The 17,773-nt window shown below is 53.7% G+C and carries 23 protein-coding genes and 2 pseudogenes; 15 read left to right on the top strand and 10 right to left on the bottom strand.

Annotated elements, in window-relative coordinates:
• Positions 1-71: 71 nt before the first annotated feature.
• From HUE57_RS01950 to HUE57_RS01910, 8 genes and pseudogenes are all read left to right on the top strand, one after another.
• On the top strand, positions 72-707 hold the full coding sequence (locus HUE57_RS01950; protein WP_078484829.1) for a YehS family protein: 636 nt from the start codon (positions 72-74) through the stop codon (positions 705-707).
• Between the two features lie 36 nt (positions 708-743).
• Complete coding sequence (locus HUE57_RS01945; protein WP_078484828.1) at positions 744-1,079, top strand: hypothetical protein; 336 nt, start codon at positions 744-746, stop codon at positions 1,077-1,079.
• 114 nt (positions 1,080-1,193) lie between these two features.
• The gene (locus HUE57_RS01940) at positions 1,194-1,523 is read left to right on the top strand and encodes a hypothetical protein (protein ID WP_078484827.1); all 330 of its coding nucleotides are present in this window, start codon (positions 1,194-1,196) and stop codon (positions 1,521-1,523) included.
• A 221-nt stretch (positions 1,524-1,744) separates the two neighbouring features.
• Positions 1,745-2,425 carry a spermine/spermidine synthase domain-containing protein gene (locus HUE57_RS01935; protein WP_078484826.1) on the top strand — a complete coding sequence of 227 codons (681 nt, stop codon included), beginning with the start codon at positions 1,745-1,747 and terminating at the stop codon, positions 2,423-2,425.
• A gap of 102 nt (positions 2,426-2,527) precedes the next feature.
• Positions 2,528-3,433: pseudogene (locus HUE57_RS19885) on the top strand (diguanylate cyclase domain-containing protein).
• A gap of 167 nt (positions 3,434-3,600) precedes the next feature.
• Positions 3,601-4,791 carry a histidine kinase dimerization/phospho-acceptor domain-containing protein gene (locus HUE57_RS19495; protein ID WP_078484823.1) on the top strand — a complete coding sequence of 397 codons (1,191 nt, stop codon included), beginning with the start codon at positions 3,601-3,603 and terminating at the stop codon, positions 4,789-4,791.
• A complete protein-coding gene (locus tag HUE57_RS01915; protein ID WP_078484822.1) occupies positions 4,673-5,338 on the top strand; it encodes an ATP-binding response regulator in 666 nt (221 codons plus the stop codon). The genes HUE57_RS19495 and HUE57_RS01915 overlap by 119 nt, the downstream gene beginning before the upstream one ends.
• Positions 5,339-5,442: 104 nt before the next feature.
• The gene (locus HUE57_RS01910) at positions 5,443-6,714 is read left to right on the top strand and encodes an Lcl C-terminal domain-containing protein (protein ID WP_078484821.1); all 1,272 of its coding nucleotides are present in this window, start codon (positions 5,443-5,445) and stop codon (positions 6,712-6,714) included.
• 8 nt (positions 6,715-6,722) lie between these two features.
• Here HUE57_RS01910 and HUE57_RS01905 read toward each other — a convergent pair whose 3' ends face one another.
• Complete coding sequence (locus HUE57_RS01905) at positions 6,723-7,235, bottom strand: FKBP-type peptidyl-prolyl cis-trans isomerase (protein WP_078484820.1); 513 nt, start codon at positions 7,233-7,235, stop codon at positions 6,723-6,725.
• 197 nt (positions 7,236-7,432) lie between these two features.
• On the opposite strand from HUE57_RS01905, the gene HUE57_RS01900 reads away from it, so the two are divergent.
• The 5 genes and pseudogenes from HUE57_RS01900 (at position 7,433) to HUE57_RS01880 (ending at position 11,077) form a co-directional block, all read left to right on the top strand.
• Positions 7,433-7,852, top strand: coding sequence for a bacteriohemerythrin (locus HUE57_RS01900; protein WP_174672608.1), 420 nt, complete (start codon positions 7,433-7,435; stop codon positions 7,850-7,852).
• Between the two features lie 46 nt (positions 7,853-7,898).
• Entirely contained in the window at positions 7,899-8,444 is a 546-nt protein-coding gene (locus HUE57_RS01895) for a hypothetical protein (protein WP_172840347.1), read from the top strand.
• Between the two features lie 18 nt (positions 8,445-8,462).
• Positions 8,463-8,966 carry a TlpA disulfide reductase family protein gene (locus tag HUE57_RS01890; protein ID WP_078484530.1) on the top strand — a complete coding sequence of 168 codons (504 nt, stop codon included), beginning with the start codon at positions 8,463-8,465 and terminating at the stop codon, positions 8,964-8,966.
• 5 nt (positions 8,967-8,971) lie between these two features.
• Positions 8,972-9,817, top strand: coding sequence for a hypothetical protein (locus HUE57_RS01885; RefSeq protein WP_174672607.1), 846 nt, complete (start codon positions 8,972-8,974; stop codon positions 9,815-9,817).
• A 100-nt stretch (positions 9,818-9,917) separates the two neighbouring features.
• Positions 9,918-11,077, top strand: a pseudogene (locus HUE57_RS01880) (GGDEF domain-containing protein).
• Here HUE57_RS01880 and HUE57_RS19490 read toward each other — a convergent pair.
• The 4 genes from HUE57_RS19490 to HUE57_RS01860 form a co-directional block, all read right to left on the bottom strand.
• Positions 11,074-11,208, bottom strand: a complete 135-nt coding sequence (locus tag HUE57_RS19490; RefSeq protein WP_269087660.1) for a hypothetical protein — start codon at positions 11,206-11,208, stop codon at positions 11,074-11,076. The pseudogene HUE57_RS01880 and the gene HUE57_RS19490 overlap by 4 nt on opposite strands.
• A 15-nt stretch (positions 11,209-11,223) precedes the next feature.
• Positions 11,224-11,628: a hypothetical protein gene (locus tag HUE57_RS01870; protein ID WP_078484533.1), complete on the bottom strand. Its 405-nt coding sequence runs from the start codon at positions 11,626-11,628 to the stop codon at positions 11,224-11,226.
• A 93-nt stretch (positions 11,629-11,721) separates the two neighbouring features.
• Positions 11,722-12,060 (bottom strand): DsrE/DsrF/DrsH-like family protein, encoded by a 339-nt coding sequence (locus tag HUE57_RS01865; RefSeq protein ID WP_078484534.1) that lies wholly within the window; start codon positions 12,058-12,060, stop codon positions 11,722-11,724.
• Positions 12,057-12,245 (bottom strand): hypothetical protein, encoded by a 189-nt coding sequence (locus tag HUE57_RS01860; protein WP_135622391.1) that lies wholly within the window; start codon positions 12,243-12,245, stop codon positions 12,057-12,059. The genes HUE57_RS01865 and HUE57_RS01860 overlap by 4 nt, the downstream gene beginning before the upstream one ends.
• 218 nt (positions 12,246-12,463) lie before the next feature.
• On the opposite strand from HUE57_RS01860, the gene HUE57_RS01855 reads away from it, so the two are divergent.
• Entirely contained in the window at positions 12,464-12,874 is a 411-nt protein-coding gene (locus HUE57_RS01855) for a MarR family winged helix-turn-helix transcriptional regulator (RefSeq protein ID WP_078484536.1), read from the top strand.
• A 91-nt stretch (positions 12,875-12,965) separates the two neighbouring features.
• Here HUE57_RS01855 and HUE57_RS01850 read toward each other — a convergent pair whose 3' ends face one another.
• A complete protein-coding gene (locus tag HUE57_RS01850) occupies positions 12,966-13,733 on the bottom strand; it encodes a 2OG-Fe(II) oxygenase (protein ID WP_078484537.1) in 768 nt (255 codons plus the stop codon).
• Between the two features lie 196 nt (positions 13,734-13,929).
• Here HUE57_RS01850 and HUE57_RS01845 point away from each other — a divergent pair, with 196 nt between their 5' ends.
• On the top strand, positions 13,930-14,673 hold the full coding sequence (locus tag HUE57_RS01845) for a glycosyltransferase family protein (protein ID WP_078484538.1): 744 nt from the start codon (positions 13,930-13,932) through the stop codon (positions 14,671-14,673).
• A 14-nt stretch (positions 14,674-14,687) separates the two neighbouring features.
• On the opposite strand, the gene HUE57_RS01840 is transcribed toward HUE57_RS01845, so the two are convergent.
• From HUE57_RS01840 to HUE57_RS01825, 4 genes are all read right to left on the bottom strand, one after another.
• On the bottom strand, positions 14,688-15,452 hold the full coding sequence (locus HUE57_RS01840) for a glycosyltransferase family 29 protein (RefSeq protein WP_135622392.1): 765 nt from the start codon (positions 15,450-15,452) through the stop codon (positions 14,688-14,690).
• Positions 15,453-15,560: 108 nt separating this feature from the next.
• Positions 15,561-15,749 (bottom strand): hypothetical protein, encoded by a 189-nt coding sequence (locus tag HUE57_RS01835; protein ID WP_078484540.1) that lies wholly within the window; start codon positions 15,747-15,749, stop codon positions 15,561-15,563.
• Positions 15,730-17,112: a DUF1501 domain-containing protein gene (locus HUE57_RS01830; protein ID WP_078484541.1), complete on the bottom strand. Its 1,383-nt coding sequence runs from the start codon at positions 17,110-17,112 to the stop codon at positions 15,730-15,732. The genes HUE57_RS01835 and HUE57_RS01830 overlap by 20 nt, the downstream gene beginning before the upstream one ends.
• Positions 17,113-17,121: 9 nt before the next feature.
• Positions 17,122-17,721, bottom strand: a complete 600-nt coding sequence (locus HUE57_RS01825; protein ID WP_174672603.1) for a hypothetical protein — start codon at positions 17,719-17,721, stop codon at positions 17,122-17,124.
• Between the last annotated feature and the right edge of the window lie 52 nt (positions 17,722-17,773).

Genomic DNA, 17,773 nt, shown 5'->3' with positions numbered 1-17,773 from the left:
CAGTTAACAGAGATTACTCACCCATCATGGCGTTCCGACGTCCAATTCACTGATTTAACAAGAGACTATTTGTGAACAACAACGATATTTTGCGCCGTCTTCGTTACACCTTCGACCTGCAGGACTGGAAGGTGGTTGAGATCTTTGCACAGGCCGATTTCGAGGTGACTCGAGCTGAGGTGATGTCTTGGTTGAAGAAGGATGAAGATGCCGATTTCCGTGAGTGCAATGATATGCGTATGGCGGCCTTCCTCAACGGCTTTATCAACAGCAAACGTGGCAAAAAAGAGGGTGAGCAGCCCAAGCCGGAACAGCGTCTGGACAACAACGCGGTGTTTAGAAAGCTGAAAATTGCGCTCGACCTCAAGGCTGAAGATATCATTGAGACCATGACGCTGGCCGATGCGCATATCAGCAAACATGAGCTGAGCGCCTTCTTCCGCAAGCCGGGACATAAGAACTACCGCGAGTGTAAGGATCAGGTGCTACGGCTCTTCCTGAAGGGGCTGCAGATCAAACACCGAGGTGATGAGTTCACCAAGCGTGACTCCGCACCCAAGGATGACAGTCGCCCCAAGGGTGGTGAGAAGCCTAACCGGTATAACGAAAAACCCAGCGCCACAGACAAGCCAAAGCGTGATGCGGAGTCGAAGCCGAAGACAAAGCCCAAGTCGGTCTGGGATACCAGTACCTTTAACAAGAAGTAGCGCTGCTACAGTCGAGATACAGGCGGGAATAGATCGATGGCCAAGATGCCAAATGCACGGCGTGACTGGGGTAAGGAGGCCTTCAGTGAGAGTTTCAAGCGTGAAATGGAGTGTTTCAGAAAAGATGTGCTACCACTCGCCGAGGCGATTGATGAGGGCAATACCGTCTTCGATAACGACCTGGGCGTGGTAATCAACGAGATCGGCGATGATGAACAGCAGATCAAGGTCCGTGTCGGAGTCTTCTTTGCACAGATCGTCTTCTGCGTTAGCTGTGGTGAGGGGCCGCCGATCGATGAGGCCTACTGCGAGATGTGGGTGAGTATCGATAAATCGACTGCTGAGACGCAATTTACCCTGATCAAGGATTAAATGCCGAGGATTCATTTCTCATTTACGAATGTTTCCACGCTGAAGTGGAGTTGAACTAAAGCCGCTTATACATTACAAACAGAACGTCGAAAGCAGGCGTCGGATCTTATTCTCGTGTATCGCTATTTTCTGCAAATTGCGCTGATCTCACTGGTGTCGTTGATGGTTGTAATCATTAACCTGCCAGCCGCCTTGATCGATAAGCTCGGTTTCGATCCCGCCGCTATCAAGGGGGCGCTGCTGGTGATGATCTTTATCGGACTGCTCGTCTACCGTGCACTGGCATTGGTGATGCTCACGGCGGTCGTTGCACTGGGGGCAAACCTGCCAGCAGAGTTGGCTGAACTCTGGGGAATTAATCGCGGGATACTGATCTTTATTCTGGTTGTGATGATCATCATACCGCTCTACCTGCGCTGGAAACGCGACACCAGTCTCTGGTAGTCGTCACATACCATCTTCTTTCTAATGCGCCGTGGGGTTTGGTGTGTGTCGATACCCTGTCACAGTGATCAGAACGGAAACCCACCCGGCACTCATCTAGACGTATCGCGTTCACAGCGCATTTCGATTCCATCTGAGGGAGAATAGGCAGCCACACCTCGGAGTGCCTGCAGTGATGGACTCCGATCCTGAAGGATTACCGCAACAAATGTGAGATCACCATGCGACCCTGGGAACTACTCGATACCGCTAGCGTGCCCGGTGAGGGGAGTGAGCTGCGACTCTACCGCCGTGGTGATGAGTATTCGATCAAGTCGGGTCTCGTCGAGCTGATGAATAGCCGCGTCCACGGTTCAGAGGATGCGTTGGCTGAACTGGCCTGTCGGCAGCTTGTCGATCATAAACAATCAAAGGTGTTGATTGGCGGGCTGGGTATGGGTTTCACCCTCGCAGCAGCGCTGCAAAATCTGGGGGCTGAGGCAGAGCTGGAGGTTGCCGAACTGGTGCCTGCGGTGGTGGCCTGGAACAGAACCCTGCTGGCAGAGGTCGCGGGTAAACCGCTCAATGATAAAAGAGTTTCGGTACACGAGGGTGACGTGGGTCAGCTGATCCGCTCTCAGTCGAGTCATTACGATGCGATTCTGCTCGATGTCGACAACGGCCCCGAGGGGCTGACACGCAAAGAGAACGATGCGCTCTACAGTCCGGCGGGATTGAAAGCAGCAATGCGTGCGCTTCGTCCTGGTAGTCTGCTGGGGGTCTGGTCGATCAGCCCCGATCGCGGTTTTAGTGAGCGGCTGAAACGGGCAGGTTTTGCAGTCGAGGAGCATCGTGCACGAGCCCGTGGTCGTCATGGCGGTGGACGGCATATGATCTGGCTAGGAAAAAAGGGTCAGGCATAGTCGCTGACGGCTTCAACCGTCGCACGCAAGATCGAAGCGAAATTACTGTCGATAAAGTGTGGTATCTCGCGCGCGAAAAAGTGCTGTGCTTATAATCATTCCATGATCTGGAACTCGATTTTCATCATGACACTGATCGATCTGCTGATCATCGGTGTCTTTCTCTACGTCGTTTTCACCTGTTATCGCCATACCGATACCTTGCGTGAGCTTGGTGTCTATCGATTGATGTTAATCACCATCGCAGGTCTGGGTGTGATCGCACTCTTCTACATGGTTGATCTTGCAACCATGCATCTCTTCCCATTAGTGATGCCAATGGCCCGCGCCATGGAGATCATGCATGAACTCCATCTGAACTATATGTGGGTGGTATCACTGGTGGGCGTTGGTCTACTGGTGGTAGGACTCTCCCGCCTGATTCGGGTGATGCTGCCAAAGATTGCCAGCCTGCTGCAGGAGAATCTTTCGGTCCAGGAGAAGCTGGAGCGGTTAGCAGGAACCGATACGCTGACGAATCTGCCAAACCGTCGCCTCTTCTATCAGCAGATGGAGCGAGTAGTTGCACTTGCCGAACGTTCGAAAGAGCGGATGGCGTTGCTGTTTCTAGATCTGGACGGTTTTAAACCGGTCAACGACCAGCTGGGTCATGAGGCAGGTGATTAAATTCTCATAGAGGTGGCGCGGCGTATGACCGATGAGTTGCGATTCGCCGACTCAGTAGCGCGTTTCGGTGGTGATGAATTTGTGGTGAGTCTCAGCAATATACGAGATCGTGAGGCCGCCTCTCTGGTGGCTCAAAAGCTGATCAATCGATTGAGACAACCCTACCAGCTTCAGGGTAATGAGATTGAGATCGGAATTAGTGTCGGAATCTGTATCTACCCCGATAATGGTGATTCCATCGATAGCCTGATTCATTCTGCCGATAGTGCCATGTACCAGGCGAAGCAGAATGGCGGAAATAGTAGCTGCGTATTCGATGCTGCCAGATTGGACAAGAGCTGAACGCTTTCGTGCCGGAGTCGATGTTTATGTTTCTCCAGCGGTCTGAGAATCGACCTATTTGATGTACTATTGAGCCAAGCAGTTAGTAGAGCTAATCCCTGATTCCGACCTGTGGCGCATTCCTGTATCTCTCGCTGTGTCACTACTTGGTAGAGCCGTGGTTGTAGATGGCGTTTAAAGATATTTTGAAAAGTGGTTTTACCTTCGACAAGAGCGAAGCGGACCTGGTATTCAAATTTAAAATCCTCAACACCATCATGGTGATTGCGGCGGTGTTTTCCCTGCTGTTTGCCCTGTTGAGTGATCTCGGTATCAACGATATCGGTGAGATTCACGCCAAGGTCGACTACGTCTACTCGTTTATCTCTATCGCACTGCTGATCTATATCCGTCGCTCCAAGGCCTGTTATGAGAATGTGGCGATCGCCTTTGTCATCCTCTCTTTCTATGTCTTCACCTCGGCGATGATATTTGTACCGGGCGATGAGTTCCGCCTGATCTGGTACTACTTCGTCATCTATATCACCTATGTGCTGCTCGGTGAGCGTGCCGGTGTGTTCATGACGGCGGCGGTTCTGGCGGCGATTGTGATCTGTGCCAATCTGTTCGATCTACAGCTCTCTGAAAACGCGCTGGTGACGGCAGTGCTCGGAATGTTGATTGCCAGCCTGCTCACCCGTAGTTACACCGTACAGATGTCGCACTATGAGAAGGAGCTCAATGCCAAGAACAGTGCGCTGGAGGTGAGTGTTAACGAGCTCGATTCGGCGCTCGGTGAGGCGCAGCAGGCGAGCCGTGCCAAGAGCCTGTTTCTCGCCAATATGAGTCACGAGATCCGTACGCCGATGAACGGCATGCTCGGCATGGTGCAGGTAATGCAGGCGACCGAGTTGAGTGATGAGCAGCAGCACTATCTGGAGACGATTGACCGTTCTGGTAAGAACTTACTCTCGCTGATTGATGAGCTGCTCGATATCTCCAAGATCGAGTCGGGCCGTCTGGAGCTGCTACCCAGACCGTTTGATACCTTCCAGTGGGTAATCGATATCCAGATTCTGACCGAGCCGCTGTTTGAGGGGCGGCGTGTCGATTTCACCACCGAGGTGAGTGAAAAACTGCCTGCGCGATTGATTGCTGATGAGCAGCGGCTGGTGCAGATTATCGTCAATCTGGTCGGTAACGCCTGCAAGTTCACCAGCGAGGGTGATGTGAAGCTCTCCATCGGTGGTGAATTGATCGATGCATCGAACTATCGACTGCTTGTTAACGTCGAGGATAGCGGTATCGGTATCCCCCCTGAGAAGGTGCAGGACATCTTCGACAGCTTTCATCAGATCACCCCCCGAGCGGATCGATAATGAGGGGGTAGGGCTGGGCCTGGCGATCAGCAAACGACTGGTCGATGCGATGCAGGGTCGTCTCGATGTCTCATCGCGTGAGGGGGAGGGGAGCCACTTTGAACTTGAGGTGGTACTACCGATTGCCGAGCAGATTGATGAGAGCGGGGCCACCGAAAGAGATGAGAGTGACCGTAAGCTAACTATCCTGGTGGTCGATGACGATTCAATCAGCCGTCTTGCGGCCACCACCCTTTTGCGCCAGCAGGGGCATGAAGTCTACGAGGCGGAGAATGGTGCGCTGGCGATTGAGATGGTCCACCAGCAGTCATTCGAGGTGGTACTGATGGATGTGCATATGCCGGTGATGGATGGCATCAGTGCTACACGCCAGATTCGGACCGATAGTGATGCGGCGATCGCGGCACTGCCGATCATCGGCCTGACCGCCAGCGTAATGAACGATGAGCGCGAGAACTACATCAAGTCAGGTATGGATGCAGTGGTCGACAAGCCGATTGTGATTGCCAGCCTGACTCGAACTATCCGGCACTGTCTGCGCAGCTAGCGAACAACCCCAATTAGCCAGATCTTCAACCTGCTTTCACCCTAACACCACACTCTCTCCACAGTTGCTCTCGATACTGTCCCCTAAACAAGAGGGAGTGTGTGATGAGAGATGTGGTGACGGTTGTGAGTTCAGTGTTGCTGCTGAGTGGTTGTGTTGGAGGCAGTAGTAGTGTCACGGTGGCGACCGATGAGGTCGATGAGGTGACGGCAGTCGAAGAGGTAGTCTCGAACACGCCCGTAGCAAGCTTTGTTGTCGTCGATGCCGGACAGGACAATTGCTATTCAACCACGGGTGGCGCCATCAGTTGCAGCAGCGCGCCAACGGGTCAGGATGGTGATTATGTGGGGCCGCAGCCCAGTTACACTGATAATGGTGACGAGACGGTCACCGACAATAACACCGGCCTGATGTGGTCAGCGGTAACCATCAATGACGTTACCTTCACCGATGGCGACAGTGTTGCCGCGGCTTCAAGCCACGCCGGTTATATCGACTGGCGAGTCCCGACCATCAAGGAACTCTACTCACTGATCGACTTCAGCGGCTCAACCGGCATGTCTGAGAACGATGCCGTGCCCTATATCGATACCGGCTATTTCGATATGGAGTTCTTCTCCACCGGCACACGGTATATCGATGCACAGTACCTCACCTCAACCGCCTATGTGGGAACCGTTTTCGACGGTCAAGCCGCCTTCTTCGGTGTAAATTTTATCGATGGCCGTATCAAGGGTTATCCGCAATCGGGGGCGTGGAACCTGCGTCTGGTGCGCGGCAGCGAGGCGTTTGAGAATAGCTTTGCCGATAATGGCGACAACACCATTACCGATAGCGCCACCGGCCTGCAGTGGATGCAGCGTGACAGCAGCAGCTTTGCCGGAACGGCAGGAAGTCAGGGTGATGGCCGGGTCGACTGGCGTGAGGCGCTTGCCTGGTGTGAAGGGGTGAGCGATGCGAGCCGCAGTGATTGGCGACTACCCAACGCCAAGGAGTTACAGAGTATCGTCGATTACAGTCGTGCGCCCGATATCAGCGGCACACCCGCCATCGATCCTCTGTTTGAGGTGGTCACCATGCTCGATCCCGATGGCAATACCAACTACCCCTTCTACTGGAGTAGCACCACGCACCTCGATGGTCCTATTGCCGGTGATCATGCTATCTATGTCGCCTTTGGTGAGGCGCAGGGACGTTTCAACGTAGTGACTCAGGCAATCGGTGTGGGAGAGGAGCTGCTCGATGTGCACGGTGCAGGTGCGCAACGCAGCGATCCCAAGTCGGGCAACATTGGTGACTACCCAGACTACTTTGGACCGCAGGGTGATGTGCGCTACGTCTATAACTATGCACGCTGCGTACGTACACCGGGGTAAGTTCGCTGCTACTCAGACTCTTTGTTGCGAGCCATCTCCTGCTGGTAGATCTCGTTAATCTCCTGCACCTCACCACTCTCAAGCTCCTCGGCGATCGCATCGCGTACCTCGACGATGACGATATCGACACTCAGAGTCGTGCCGGCCAACTGTGGGTTGGCATCAATAGTGACGGTCTCCTCATCGAACTTAACGACGGTTACGGGCACTGCGTGGTCGCCGTTTTGTGCCTGGAACAGCATCCCGAGTTCGATCTCTCCCGGCACCTGAAACTGGCTTCGAGGAATCTCCTTGACCAGGCGCTCGTCGCGTTCGCCGTAGCCCTGTTCGGGGGGGAGTGTGATCTGTAACTGCTCACCGGAGCTATGCCCCTCGAGCGCCTGCTCCAGGGCTGGAATCAGCTGGCCGCTGCCCTGAATGAATGAGAGGGCGTCACGGTTATCAGTGGTATCGACCATCTTTCCCGCTTCATCGGTCATGGTGTATTCGATAGTGACGACCTTATCTTTGCTGATCTGCATGGTTTACTCCGGTTCAGTTATTGGGCGTCATTATAGAGCAATCAAGAGCCATACTGGCGAGCTGTTTATTGGAGTAGGTCTATTATTACCCTAGGTTGAGCGACGTTTTTATCGTTGCACATAATGGGTGTTCTCCCGCGACTGAGCAAATAGGTGGTTTGTTCTGGTATAGGTGTTTAATACCTTTGGAGTGAGTTGTGGTTGATCTGGTGTGGCGAAAAATCTATGAGCTCGGAGTTGAGGAGATCGACAATGAGCATAAACAGCTGCTAACGCTGATGCAGGAGATCCAGGCGGCGATCTTGAGAGACGATCTCGACCAGTGTTCCCTGCTGCTCAATGAGTTGATGGAGGTTGCGAAGGAGCACTTCCGCAATGAAGAGGCCTACCTTGCCAAGGTGAAATATCCAGATTTGGCTGAGCACGCGATATACCATAACGAGATGTTGCTCAAAGCGTTTCAGGTAAAACAGATCTGCGAAGGGTTTGAAGAGGCGCATGACGTCAATGCATGCTTCGATGAGCTGGTGAAATTTCTGATCGATGATGTACTGATGGGTGATCTCAAGTTCAAGTCCTATCTGGAGTATGAGGGCTATATAAATAGGTACCATTAGTCGTTAGAGTTATCGGATGGTAAGCACCCCATCAAAATCTACCGCGTTGCTACTGGCACTATTCTCAACCGCACTCTCCGCTGAGGTCACGACCTCTGTCGAGAAGGATACAGGCCTCCGTGGCTGGACATGGCAGGAGTCAGGCGTCTCGTTACAGCTGGTGCAACGCCTCCCCGATCAGACACGCGCCTTCTTTCAGGGGCGTGGTTTCTCCACTGAAGATGCCGATACCATAGGGCGAGCCTGTGTCTTTCAGACAATTTTCCGCAACGATGGTAAGCAACTGCTCGACTATGATGTCGATCAGTGGCAGGTCGTACAGGGTGGAAAATCGCGTTCGGTGGTGACGCGAGAGCAGTGGGACATACTCTGGAAGCAGCGGGGTGCAACGCAGGCGGCACGCATCGCCATGCGCTGGTCGCTATTACCGACGCAGCAGCAGTTCAAACCGGGTGACTACAACTGGGGTATGAGCAGCTACGGTCTGCCGCCGGGAGCGCACTTCGACCTCTCTGTTGAGGTCATGCTTGATGGTCAACGGGTGAGTGCCACCATCAACGATATCGAGTGTGCGGTGGATCGCGCGCTTTAAAAACACCTGGAGTAATTGATGCGAAAAATTATCATTTCACTACTGCTGCTATTGAGTGTCGGAGCTGCCTCTGCCGAGATGGGCAACGGCCTGACGGCCTTTCCCAACAAACCCGTGGCCTCCAATTTTCTGCTCAACGATCTCGATGGTAATCAACATCGTCTCTCCGACTATCGTGGCCGGGTGGTAGTGATCAACTTCTGGGCAACCTGGTGTCCGCCCTGTCGTGAAGAGATGCCGTCGATGCAGCGTGCTTCAGAAATCTTGAAGGCCGATAACATCGAGCTTCTAGCGATCAATGTGGGTGAGGATGAGGAGACGGTGTTCCAGTTCACCGCCAACTATCCGGTTGAGTTCCCACTGCTGCTCGATACCGATTCCAAGGTGATCGGTGGCTGGCCGGTGCGCGGTCTGCCGACCACCTTTGTGGTCGATCCCAAGGGGCGGGTTGCCTATCAGGCCATTGGTGGTCGCGCCTGGGATGATCCCGAACTACTGGCGAAGATTCGAGCACTGAAATAGTCGTCGTGGAGGGTGTGCCATGCAGCCGCAGAGTTGAGGATGAGAGTAAGCAGGGTCATCGCCGCGATCTGATTCGTAGTCTGCTATTGGGTGCGCTGCTGGCAGTGATGTTGTTGCTCAATCTTGGCGGTGCGCTCGATAAGGGCGATCTGACTGAGTATGTCGAGACCACCTCGGAGCGCACACTCGCCTCCTTTGCCATCGCTCGGGTGATCAATGCCGGTATCTCGGTGATCCAGGCGGCTGAGATCGGTGTCTCTATTGGTGTCAGCGCCAACATCAAACCGGGCGAGGTGCTCGACCCGATTAACGATCTGGTCGAACGCTTCTCGCTGATGATGCTGATCTCAGCGACCGCCTTCTGGATCCTGCGTATCTTCGGTGAACTCCTCTACGATCCGGCGTTACTGATCTCCCTGGGCGTACTCTATGTTGTGGGGCTGGCGGCGCTGATCTCCGGCGCAAGCTCACTGCAAAGGGTCGGCAACCTGCTCCATCGCATGACCGCCATTATCTTTGCTGCGGTTATCTTTGCAGTGCTCACACCGATCGCAGTCGATCAGCTCCACAGTGCGGAGTTTGTACAGAGTAACTATCAAGACTCACTCGCCAATCTCATCCAGGCGGGTGATGGCATCGAATCGTTAGCCGGGCACTCTAGCGGCTGGGATATCGGCAAGCGCCTGGAGGAGTCGCTACAGGAGGCGAAGAAGATATCAGAGCAGGTGACCAAGGAGCTGGTTATACAGCTGGCGGTGGTTGTATTGGAGGCGATTTTGCTGCCACTGATGATGCTCTGGCTGACCAGTCGCTTTATCGGTTATGAGCTGCGACGCATCTGGCTGACGTGAGCCTAGGGCATGGTTGTTGATGGCGCGGATCGACTGACATATCTTGTGCGGCTGCCATACTTAAAAGATTGCCTATTGGGGCGTTAACACGGGTAAAAATATGCACAATCCGATTACCAGGGCGCTAGCTAGCGTCTGGAATGAGATAGGGACACTGTTTGCCGAGGGAGGGCTATCGAAACAACAACTGATTCCACTGCTCTATACGAGGAGTCACGGCCACTATCTGGCACGGCATCGCTCCGCGGTCATTAACCGGCGGGTTCGACTCTTCGCGGTTCTCTTTGCACTACTCTTCATCCCCTGGATCGGGGTCGATTACCAGATGCTGCCGTCACCGCTGGCGTCAGACATCGCAGTTCTTCGTCTGCTGTCGACAGTTATTTTCCTGGCGGTGGGACTATCAGTCACGGCTGAGAATCGCTGGCAGCATGCCGGCCTACGTCTCGCAATCCTGATGTCGGTTCCGCTGATCTTCTATCTGCTAGTACAGCGACTCTCTTCAAGTGCGGTAGTCGATGGCTACGGGTTGGTGCTGGTGGAGATCTATAACCTGCTGCCCTTTCTGGTTGTAGCGGGATTGGCAATATTTCCGCTGACCGTGGTCGAGTCGATGATGATCGGCCTGGTCAGCCTGCTGGTGATGGGCCTGGGTCAGCAGATATCGGCGAACTACCATCTACACGCCTTTCTACCGGCGGCGTGGATACTCTTTCTGCTGCTCTGTGTCTGCGTGATGTCTGCGGCGACCCAGCTCAACTACATGACCTCACTGATGCGCCGGGTCAACATTGATCCGCTCACCGGTGCCTTCACTCGTCAGAGTGGTCAGGAGTTGATTGATCTCTACTTTCTACTGGCCATGGAGCAGCAGCGCCCCTTCACCATCATGTTTCTCGATCTTGATCACTTCAAACAGATCAATGATAACTGCGGGCATGATGCGGGTGATGCGGCGCTTAAGTCTGCGGTTGCCCATCTACAGAGCCACCTGCGTCGAGATGACTATGTGGTGCGTTGGGGGAGGAGTTTCTATTAATCATGGTTGATACCGACCAACAAAGCATGCAGTTGCCGCTGCAGCGCATCTGTAGTGGTTGGCTGGGTGAGCGTCCGGATGGCACACCCCTCACAGCAAGTATCGGCATTGCTGAACGTGTGCGAGACAATACCGAGGACTGGGTGGCGCTTGTCGAGCTTGCTGATAAACGCATGTACCGGGCCAAGCAGGAGGGGCGTGCCCGGGTCGTCGATCATTAGTCTTCGTCCTCCTCCAGGTCGTTCATGCAGACATCGCACATTGTGTGTGTGATCGGTGTAATTGCAGCTTCGGAGAAAAGCCCCATATGGGCGATGGCATCCTCGACCTCCAGCCATTGTTCCTTGCCCACATCGACCTTTTTGCACTAGCTGCACATCCTGAGGAAGTTGTCGTCATGGTCGGCCGTGGCGTTGGCTGTCTCGATTGGTTCACGCACCTCTGTTCGAACAATGTGGCAGCGATACTCTACGGCTCGATTGTCGAGTGGTGTGATTTTCATCTCCATATAGCGCCGTAGTGTCGGCGCATCGCAACGGAAGGGGAAGCTCAGCGGAGTGTTATTGGTTCGAACCCGCTTTAGTAGCGTCTCGTGAATGTGCCGTGTCTCGGCATCCTGAATGAAGTCCCAGATCGGGCGGTTGAAGATCAGCTGGTCGGAGAGGTGTGGTGATTCGTTATCGGCAGCAAAGCTGCTCCAATGATCGTCAAAACCGCATAGGTGGTCGTCTGCGTCGATCCGATAGGTCACGGTATCGGCCGTTGTGTTCATTACTTACTCCCGGTTGTCGTGCGTGGGGTGCGGATTCAATCATCCGCACCCCAGAGAGTAGTACGATATTTGTACTCTGCCAGAACGTGGCGGTTAAGAGATGAAATAGGCGGTTCTGGCATTAAGCGCCGTGCCGTACATCGCCGCCACGCCGCACACCTCAATAGGTACCACCCACTCGTCGTCATCGAAGCCCATTAGCCCCAGTGAAGGGGCGCAGATCTGGAATACGATGCCCGACTCCTTGGCGATCTCGATCTGCTCTTCGAGTGAGGACATCTCGCCCTTCATCATGTAGTTGAAAAACTTGCGACCAAAACCACCGAAAGACATCTGAGAAGGCGCCAGGTCTCGGCTGCTGCCGGGCAGCATCATGTTGATCAGTTTGTGGGTGAATTTTTTACCCTTCAGTTTTGTTCCCTTTTTGATCACGCGGCAGCGCCGTTGGCCATCATGAAGGCAGCCATCGCCTTGTCGAAATCACCCGAGAGCAGAATGATCGATACCTTGTCCTGCGGGGTGCGTAGTTTGACCTCTTCAAGCTCGGACCTGAGCGAGGCGATCTCTTCAGCCAGGTTGCCGCCGGGCAGGGTTTGTAGTTCGGCTACTGTGCTCATAATTAACTCCTTGTTCTCTTTTATGGGCGATTCGATGTCGGTAAAAAAGATGGATCGGATCGCAGTGGTGAGTCGTCTGAAATCGCGATTGCACTCGATAAAACGTTGCTCTACAGTCAATCGCTATATTCAGAATTTATTAAATAGTCCGGCCATAAAAAGAACAAATCAGAATATTTTGTTAGTTAAGCTAACAAACAAGAACAAAAAGGAGTGGCATGTCGGAACTAAACGTTGTTGGATTGGTTAAGGCGGTGCAGCAGTTTGAGCGCAACGTCTCAACGGCATTGATGTACTCCGGTCTGCGTATCCCGCAGTTTCGACTGCTCGATAGTCTCGACGAAATCGGGGAAGCAACGGTCACCGAGATGAGCAAACGACTCGGCATCACTCGCGCATCGGCCAGTGTGATGATCAATGAGTTAATCCGCAGCGGTCTGCTGGTGGTCAATGAGAATGAATCGGATCGTCGCTCCTTTCAAATTCACATCAGCGAGCATGGCAGAAGCAAATTAAATGTGGGTAGAAAGGATTTGTCGGTGCTACGTAAGGAGCTATCATCCTCACTACCCGATGAGATGGTCGAAGCGTTAAATGAGTTTGCCGGATACTACCAACCCAAGCGGTAATAGCTCGTGGTGTCGAATCAATTAGATGAAGTCGAGCTAGCGGCGGGATGTGTCAGGCAGGTCGTTGAAGAGAATATTCAAATGCTACTGATTAAGTGAAATAGCCCGCTAGCCTGCGGCGGACTCTTTTTAGTAATGAGTGAAGTTTTTTCTTTGTCGTTTCTATCACTACGGTAAAGAGACGTCGATAGGCGCCCTCAGGGCAATCTAGTCGTCTCACGCCATGCCACCCATCACGGCAGTTTTTAAATAGAAAACTCTTGTTGTTGAGCATCTCAACCGCTTGAACAGCGCCGAAATCTTCAAACTCCGGATTGTTCTCCATGATCTTTTTGTCAGACAGCAGCAGCGTCTCTCCGCCCCACTCCCGCTGCCACTCTTTGTCACTATTGAAGTAGAAGAGGTGGGTTGCCAGCTTGCTGTGCATATCGCAGTGGGGAGAGACTTCTGAACCGTTTTCACCGACGTGCCATGCATAGCGGATCTTGAAGCTACTGGTGCCCAGAAGCCTTGCGATGAATGATCGATAATGCTCACCCTGTTCCAACTCTTCGATAAATTGCTGCCACACGGTGGGTAGCGCAGAGTGCTCAATTAAGCCAGTCACTCCACTCTGACGATCGTGGTAGATCGTACGCTCATATGAGAGATAGAGGCGGTTGTGGGGGCGTTGACCCCCTCGGGGGATATCCTGATGGCGCTCGAAGTGATCCAGCGGTGGGAAATCATGCATCAATTCGGTGAACTTCTGCGGTGTGAGCAGGCCACTGAAGCTGTGCCAGGGAAAAGGAGTCACAGCATTGAACTGCGTGGTACCCAATTCATCTAGTTGCTGGTGATCGATGCACGCTTTATTCATCAATAGAGTCTATTTAAAAAGTCTGTAAGCCATTATGATACCATGCCATAAATGATGATGAGCAATAGCTAAAAAAGACAACATGAACGCTGTTTAACTCCTATTAACGAAGGCTATAACACTCATTTTTCAGACACAGTAGTAGTGTTCGTCCTATAATGTCGGTCTGTTAATCAGCAGGTGTGTGTCGTCTGTCATGTTGTTCAATACGCTGGATTCCGCGCTGGACGCCGAGCGCGCAGTCTTCATAGGTTATGATCCAAAGGAGGATGCTGCAGCGAAGATGTGTGCAGCTTCCATCCGACGTCATACTACTGTTGATGACTTAATCATCATCCCTGTCATCAGGGATCAGCTGCTGGCCTATGGCCTCTTCAATCGCCCGCTCGACCCGCTGGGCAGTACCCAGTTCTCGATCACCCGTTTTCTGGTGCCCTATCTGATGGGGTATCGCGGCGTGGGTATTTTTTTCGATTGCGACATGTTGATTACCCGGGATATCAAAGAGATGTTTGATCTGTTTGATGCACAGTATGCGGTGCAGGTTGTAAAACATGACTACAGCCCAAAGACAGAGGTGAAGATGGGCGGTCTACCGCAGACGACCTATCCAAGAAAACAGTGGAGCTCAGTGGTTATCTATAATTGTGATCATCCTGCTACAAAGCAACTTGGAAAACAGGTTGTGGAGTCTGCTTCGCCACGTTATCTACACCGTTTCGAGTGGCTTGAAGATGAACAGATTGGTAGCTTGCCTCTTGAATACAACTATCTGGTTGAGGAGCAGGAGGGCAGCGGTGAATTACCGTTTAATATTCACCATACGTTGGGCGCACCACTTTTTCGTGACAAGCAACGGGTCGAATACGCAGATCTCTGGCGCGATGAGTTCAGATTGACCTTCGGACGCGAGTTTGCCGAACATGATTTCATCACCTAGCTAATCGGCATGGATTAGCGGTTCTTACGGCGGTTCGCTTTTAATAACCTGATTTGGTGTGAGACGAGTGAGCGAAGGTTTTTATACTGTAGCCACTCTATCCAATCGAACCGACGCCTCATCTCAGGTACACGCTGTAGCGTGCCCTTCTGAATATGGCCATTGCAAATCTGTTTCTCGATATCAAAGGCGTGTCCATGCCAGCCCTCAAAATCGAAGCCGATGATGAATTTTTCATAGTTGGCAAATCGGTCGTCGTGAAGCAGCTGTTCGATGCCGAGCAGGCCAGTGCTTGGCACTACTCTGGATGGAGTGGCGTTGTTTAGTCTGTTGTAAATCTCATAGCGTAATTCTGGTGATAAATAGGAGATCTGTTTATCGTTCCACGCCTGAAAATCGATGATGCGTTGTGTCAGCGTAATATCATTGTCTCTGTTTACGGCGGATGGCTCGGTTGAAGGCGGTGTATGGTAGTCATCACCCTCACGCATGACGAAGAGAATCTCTTCAACCTGTTGCGCTAGTGGATGGTCAACTTTTCGTGAAGTAGCGTATCGCTCACCCACTGATCCGATGTTGCAGACAACCAGCAGGTCGGTACGCGTGCCGACACCAGGGGTGTCGGCATTTTTTACGTTATTAAACCGCACCACCAGATCAGATGAATCGATGAACCTGTTGGTATAGGAGGGAGAGTAGGGCGATCCGAAGGGGCCGCAGGGAAAGAGAGGTGCGCTACCGACGATCATTAGGCGTGGCTTACTACGCTCTACGGACACGTTGCTGGCTCCTCGTTATTACGGTTGTTGGATTTGAGAATTATACCCTGCGCTTAACTCTCATCTCGGCACGACGAGGCCACACGTGACGATAGGTGCAGATTAGCTTTAGATAAAGTTGAGATAGCTGGTGGAAATGTCGCCGGAGGCGAAGTTGCCCAGGTTGGGGAAGAGGGTGCTCATATCCTCACTCTCCACGCCAAACCAGTTCGCCAGTGAAGCGTTGCACTGATCGACAGCGGTGGTGGGAATGAATCGACCGTTGTTGTCGTAGTCATCATCGCCACCCAGACGCATATCGACCTGCGAACCGTAGACCCCACTGTTGACCGCACCCCCCCACTATCAGGTTGTCGGTGCCCCAGGCGTGGTCGGTACCGTCACCGTTGTTACTCATGGTGCGACCAAAGTCGGATTGGGTGAAGAGGGTCACCTCGTTGCCCATGCCGAGTGAATCGATCGCACGTTGAAACTTCCACAGCGAGAGGCTCAGCTGGCGTAGCAGGCGTGGGTGGCGTTCCAGCTGTACTGAGTGGTTATCGAAACCGCCCATGCTGACGACAAAGATCTGCCGGTTGAGTCCGAGCCGTTTACCCAGTGATGCCATCTTGGCCACGCTCTCCAGCTGGTAGAAGAGTGAGCTGCTGATATTGGCGGTGAAGCCGAGGGTGGTGCTGTCGGGCCGACCGAAGAGTGCCTCACCGTAGGGGCCGGTGAGTCCGGCGAAGTCAGGCGTGTTGGGCCACTCGGTGATCAGCAGGTCAGACATTGAGAGCGCACCGGTCAGCATGTTGTTGTAGAGCCCGCGCAGCGGATCGCTGCCAGCGTTCTGCCCATTCATTCCCCGGAACAGCGCCTTGCGCTGAAGATCTTCACTACTGCTGCCATCTTCCATGCCCGCATAGGTAAGAATGTCGCCGGCGTTGAGATTGACCGGGGTGGAGGTATCGCCGATCAGCATACGATTGCTGCCGGCATAAGAGATGTTCATGCCGAGCGTATGGTTGTTGTTTACCCCACCACGCCCGATTCCCCACAGATCGGCAAGGCGGCCCGCCCAGCCAGCCGCCGAGAGATTGTCGGCCCAGCCGGTCTGAAGGGCGCGTTGCTGGTGATTGTGGGCGAAGAGAAAGGGTGGGCGATCGATCGAACCGATATTCGCCTTTGTGGTTGGCTCGACCAGTGTGCCGACGTTGTTGATTACTGCCAGCCGGTTATCGCTATAGAGCTGTGCCAGCTCCGGCATCACACCATTGAAGCCGAGACCGGTGGTGCCGAGCGGATAGACCCCCTTTACATAGGCGCTCTGCTGGGTGCCATCGACGTAGTAGGGGTTGCCGCTACCGGAGCCGAGCAGACCGCCTGCAAAGTTGGTGGCGAGATCGAGATCGTCGGCTGCGACGGTGAGGTTGCCGCGAATGTCGCCGTAGGTCTGGTGGCCTTGACCGATCGCCGTAGAGCCCGACTCATCGCCAATCGGCACCACCATGTTAAAGGCGTCGTTACCGCCAAACAGGTAGAGACAGACCAGCGCCTTGTAGTCGTCAAAGGCGGGAGTGGCAGCGTTGGCGTTGGAGAGGTTGAGCAGCGGCGCGCCGATGCCGCCCATGCCGCTGGCGAGCAGGGCGCGCAGGAAACTTCGTCTATCCATCTTGCTCATGGTCGGTTCCTATTTCTGAATCATGAAGGCGCTGGAGGTGACGATGGCGCGGATCGCCACGGTGATAATCAGCCGCGCTTCGTCATTGTTGCTGCCGTCATTAAAGTTGATCAGTGCCGTTCTCAGTTCACTGCGATAGCCGCTCTCCATCTGACCGGCGAGCAGCATCAGATCGAGATGGTCGAGCAGCGCGTCGATGGCGCGTGCCTTGGCGGTGTCGCCGTTGCCATCGACCGCCGCGTCGTTGATGGCGAGGTAGTCGCCGTTGCTGTCGCCATCCAGTGCCAGCTCGAAGATCGTCAGCTCATCGCTCAGGTCGGTCAGGTAGAGTTCACCCCACCAGAGATTGGCGTTACCGGCGAGCGCATCAAGGGTGGTCCAGCTCTGGATCTCGTTGCTCTCATGGTCGTGCAGAGCATCATCAATGGCGTTACTGAAGCTGATCAGGTTCGGCGGGGTCTGGATCTCCAGCTCCGGGGCGACCAGTCCGTTGCTGGTGAAATAGCTGTCGCTGGGGATGAAGTCGGGGCTGTAGAAGTTGAACACCGAGCGCGAGCGCAGCGGCATCTGTCCCAGCTCGGTGTCGTTGAACCAGTAGACGCCAGTCACATCCGCTGACCGCCATGGATAGCGAAGCGAAGGCGGTTAGTCCCCGATAGTC

The sequence above is a fragment of the Candidatus Reidiella endopervernicosa genome (assembly GCF_013343005.1).
In the GTDB taxonomy this organism is placed as follows: Bacteria; Pseudomonadota; Gammaproteobacteria.
The sequence above is the reverse complement of the archived record's forward strand: the minus strand, read 5'-3'. Positions and strand labels throughout refer to the sequence as shown.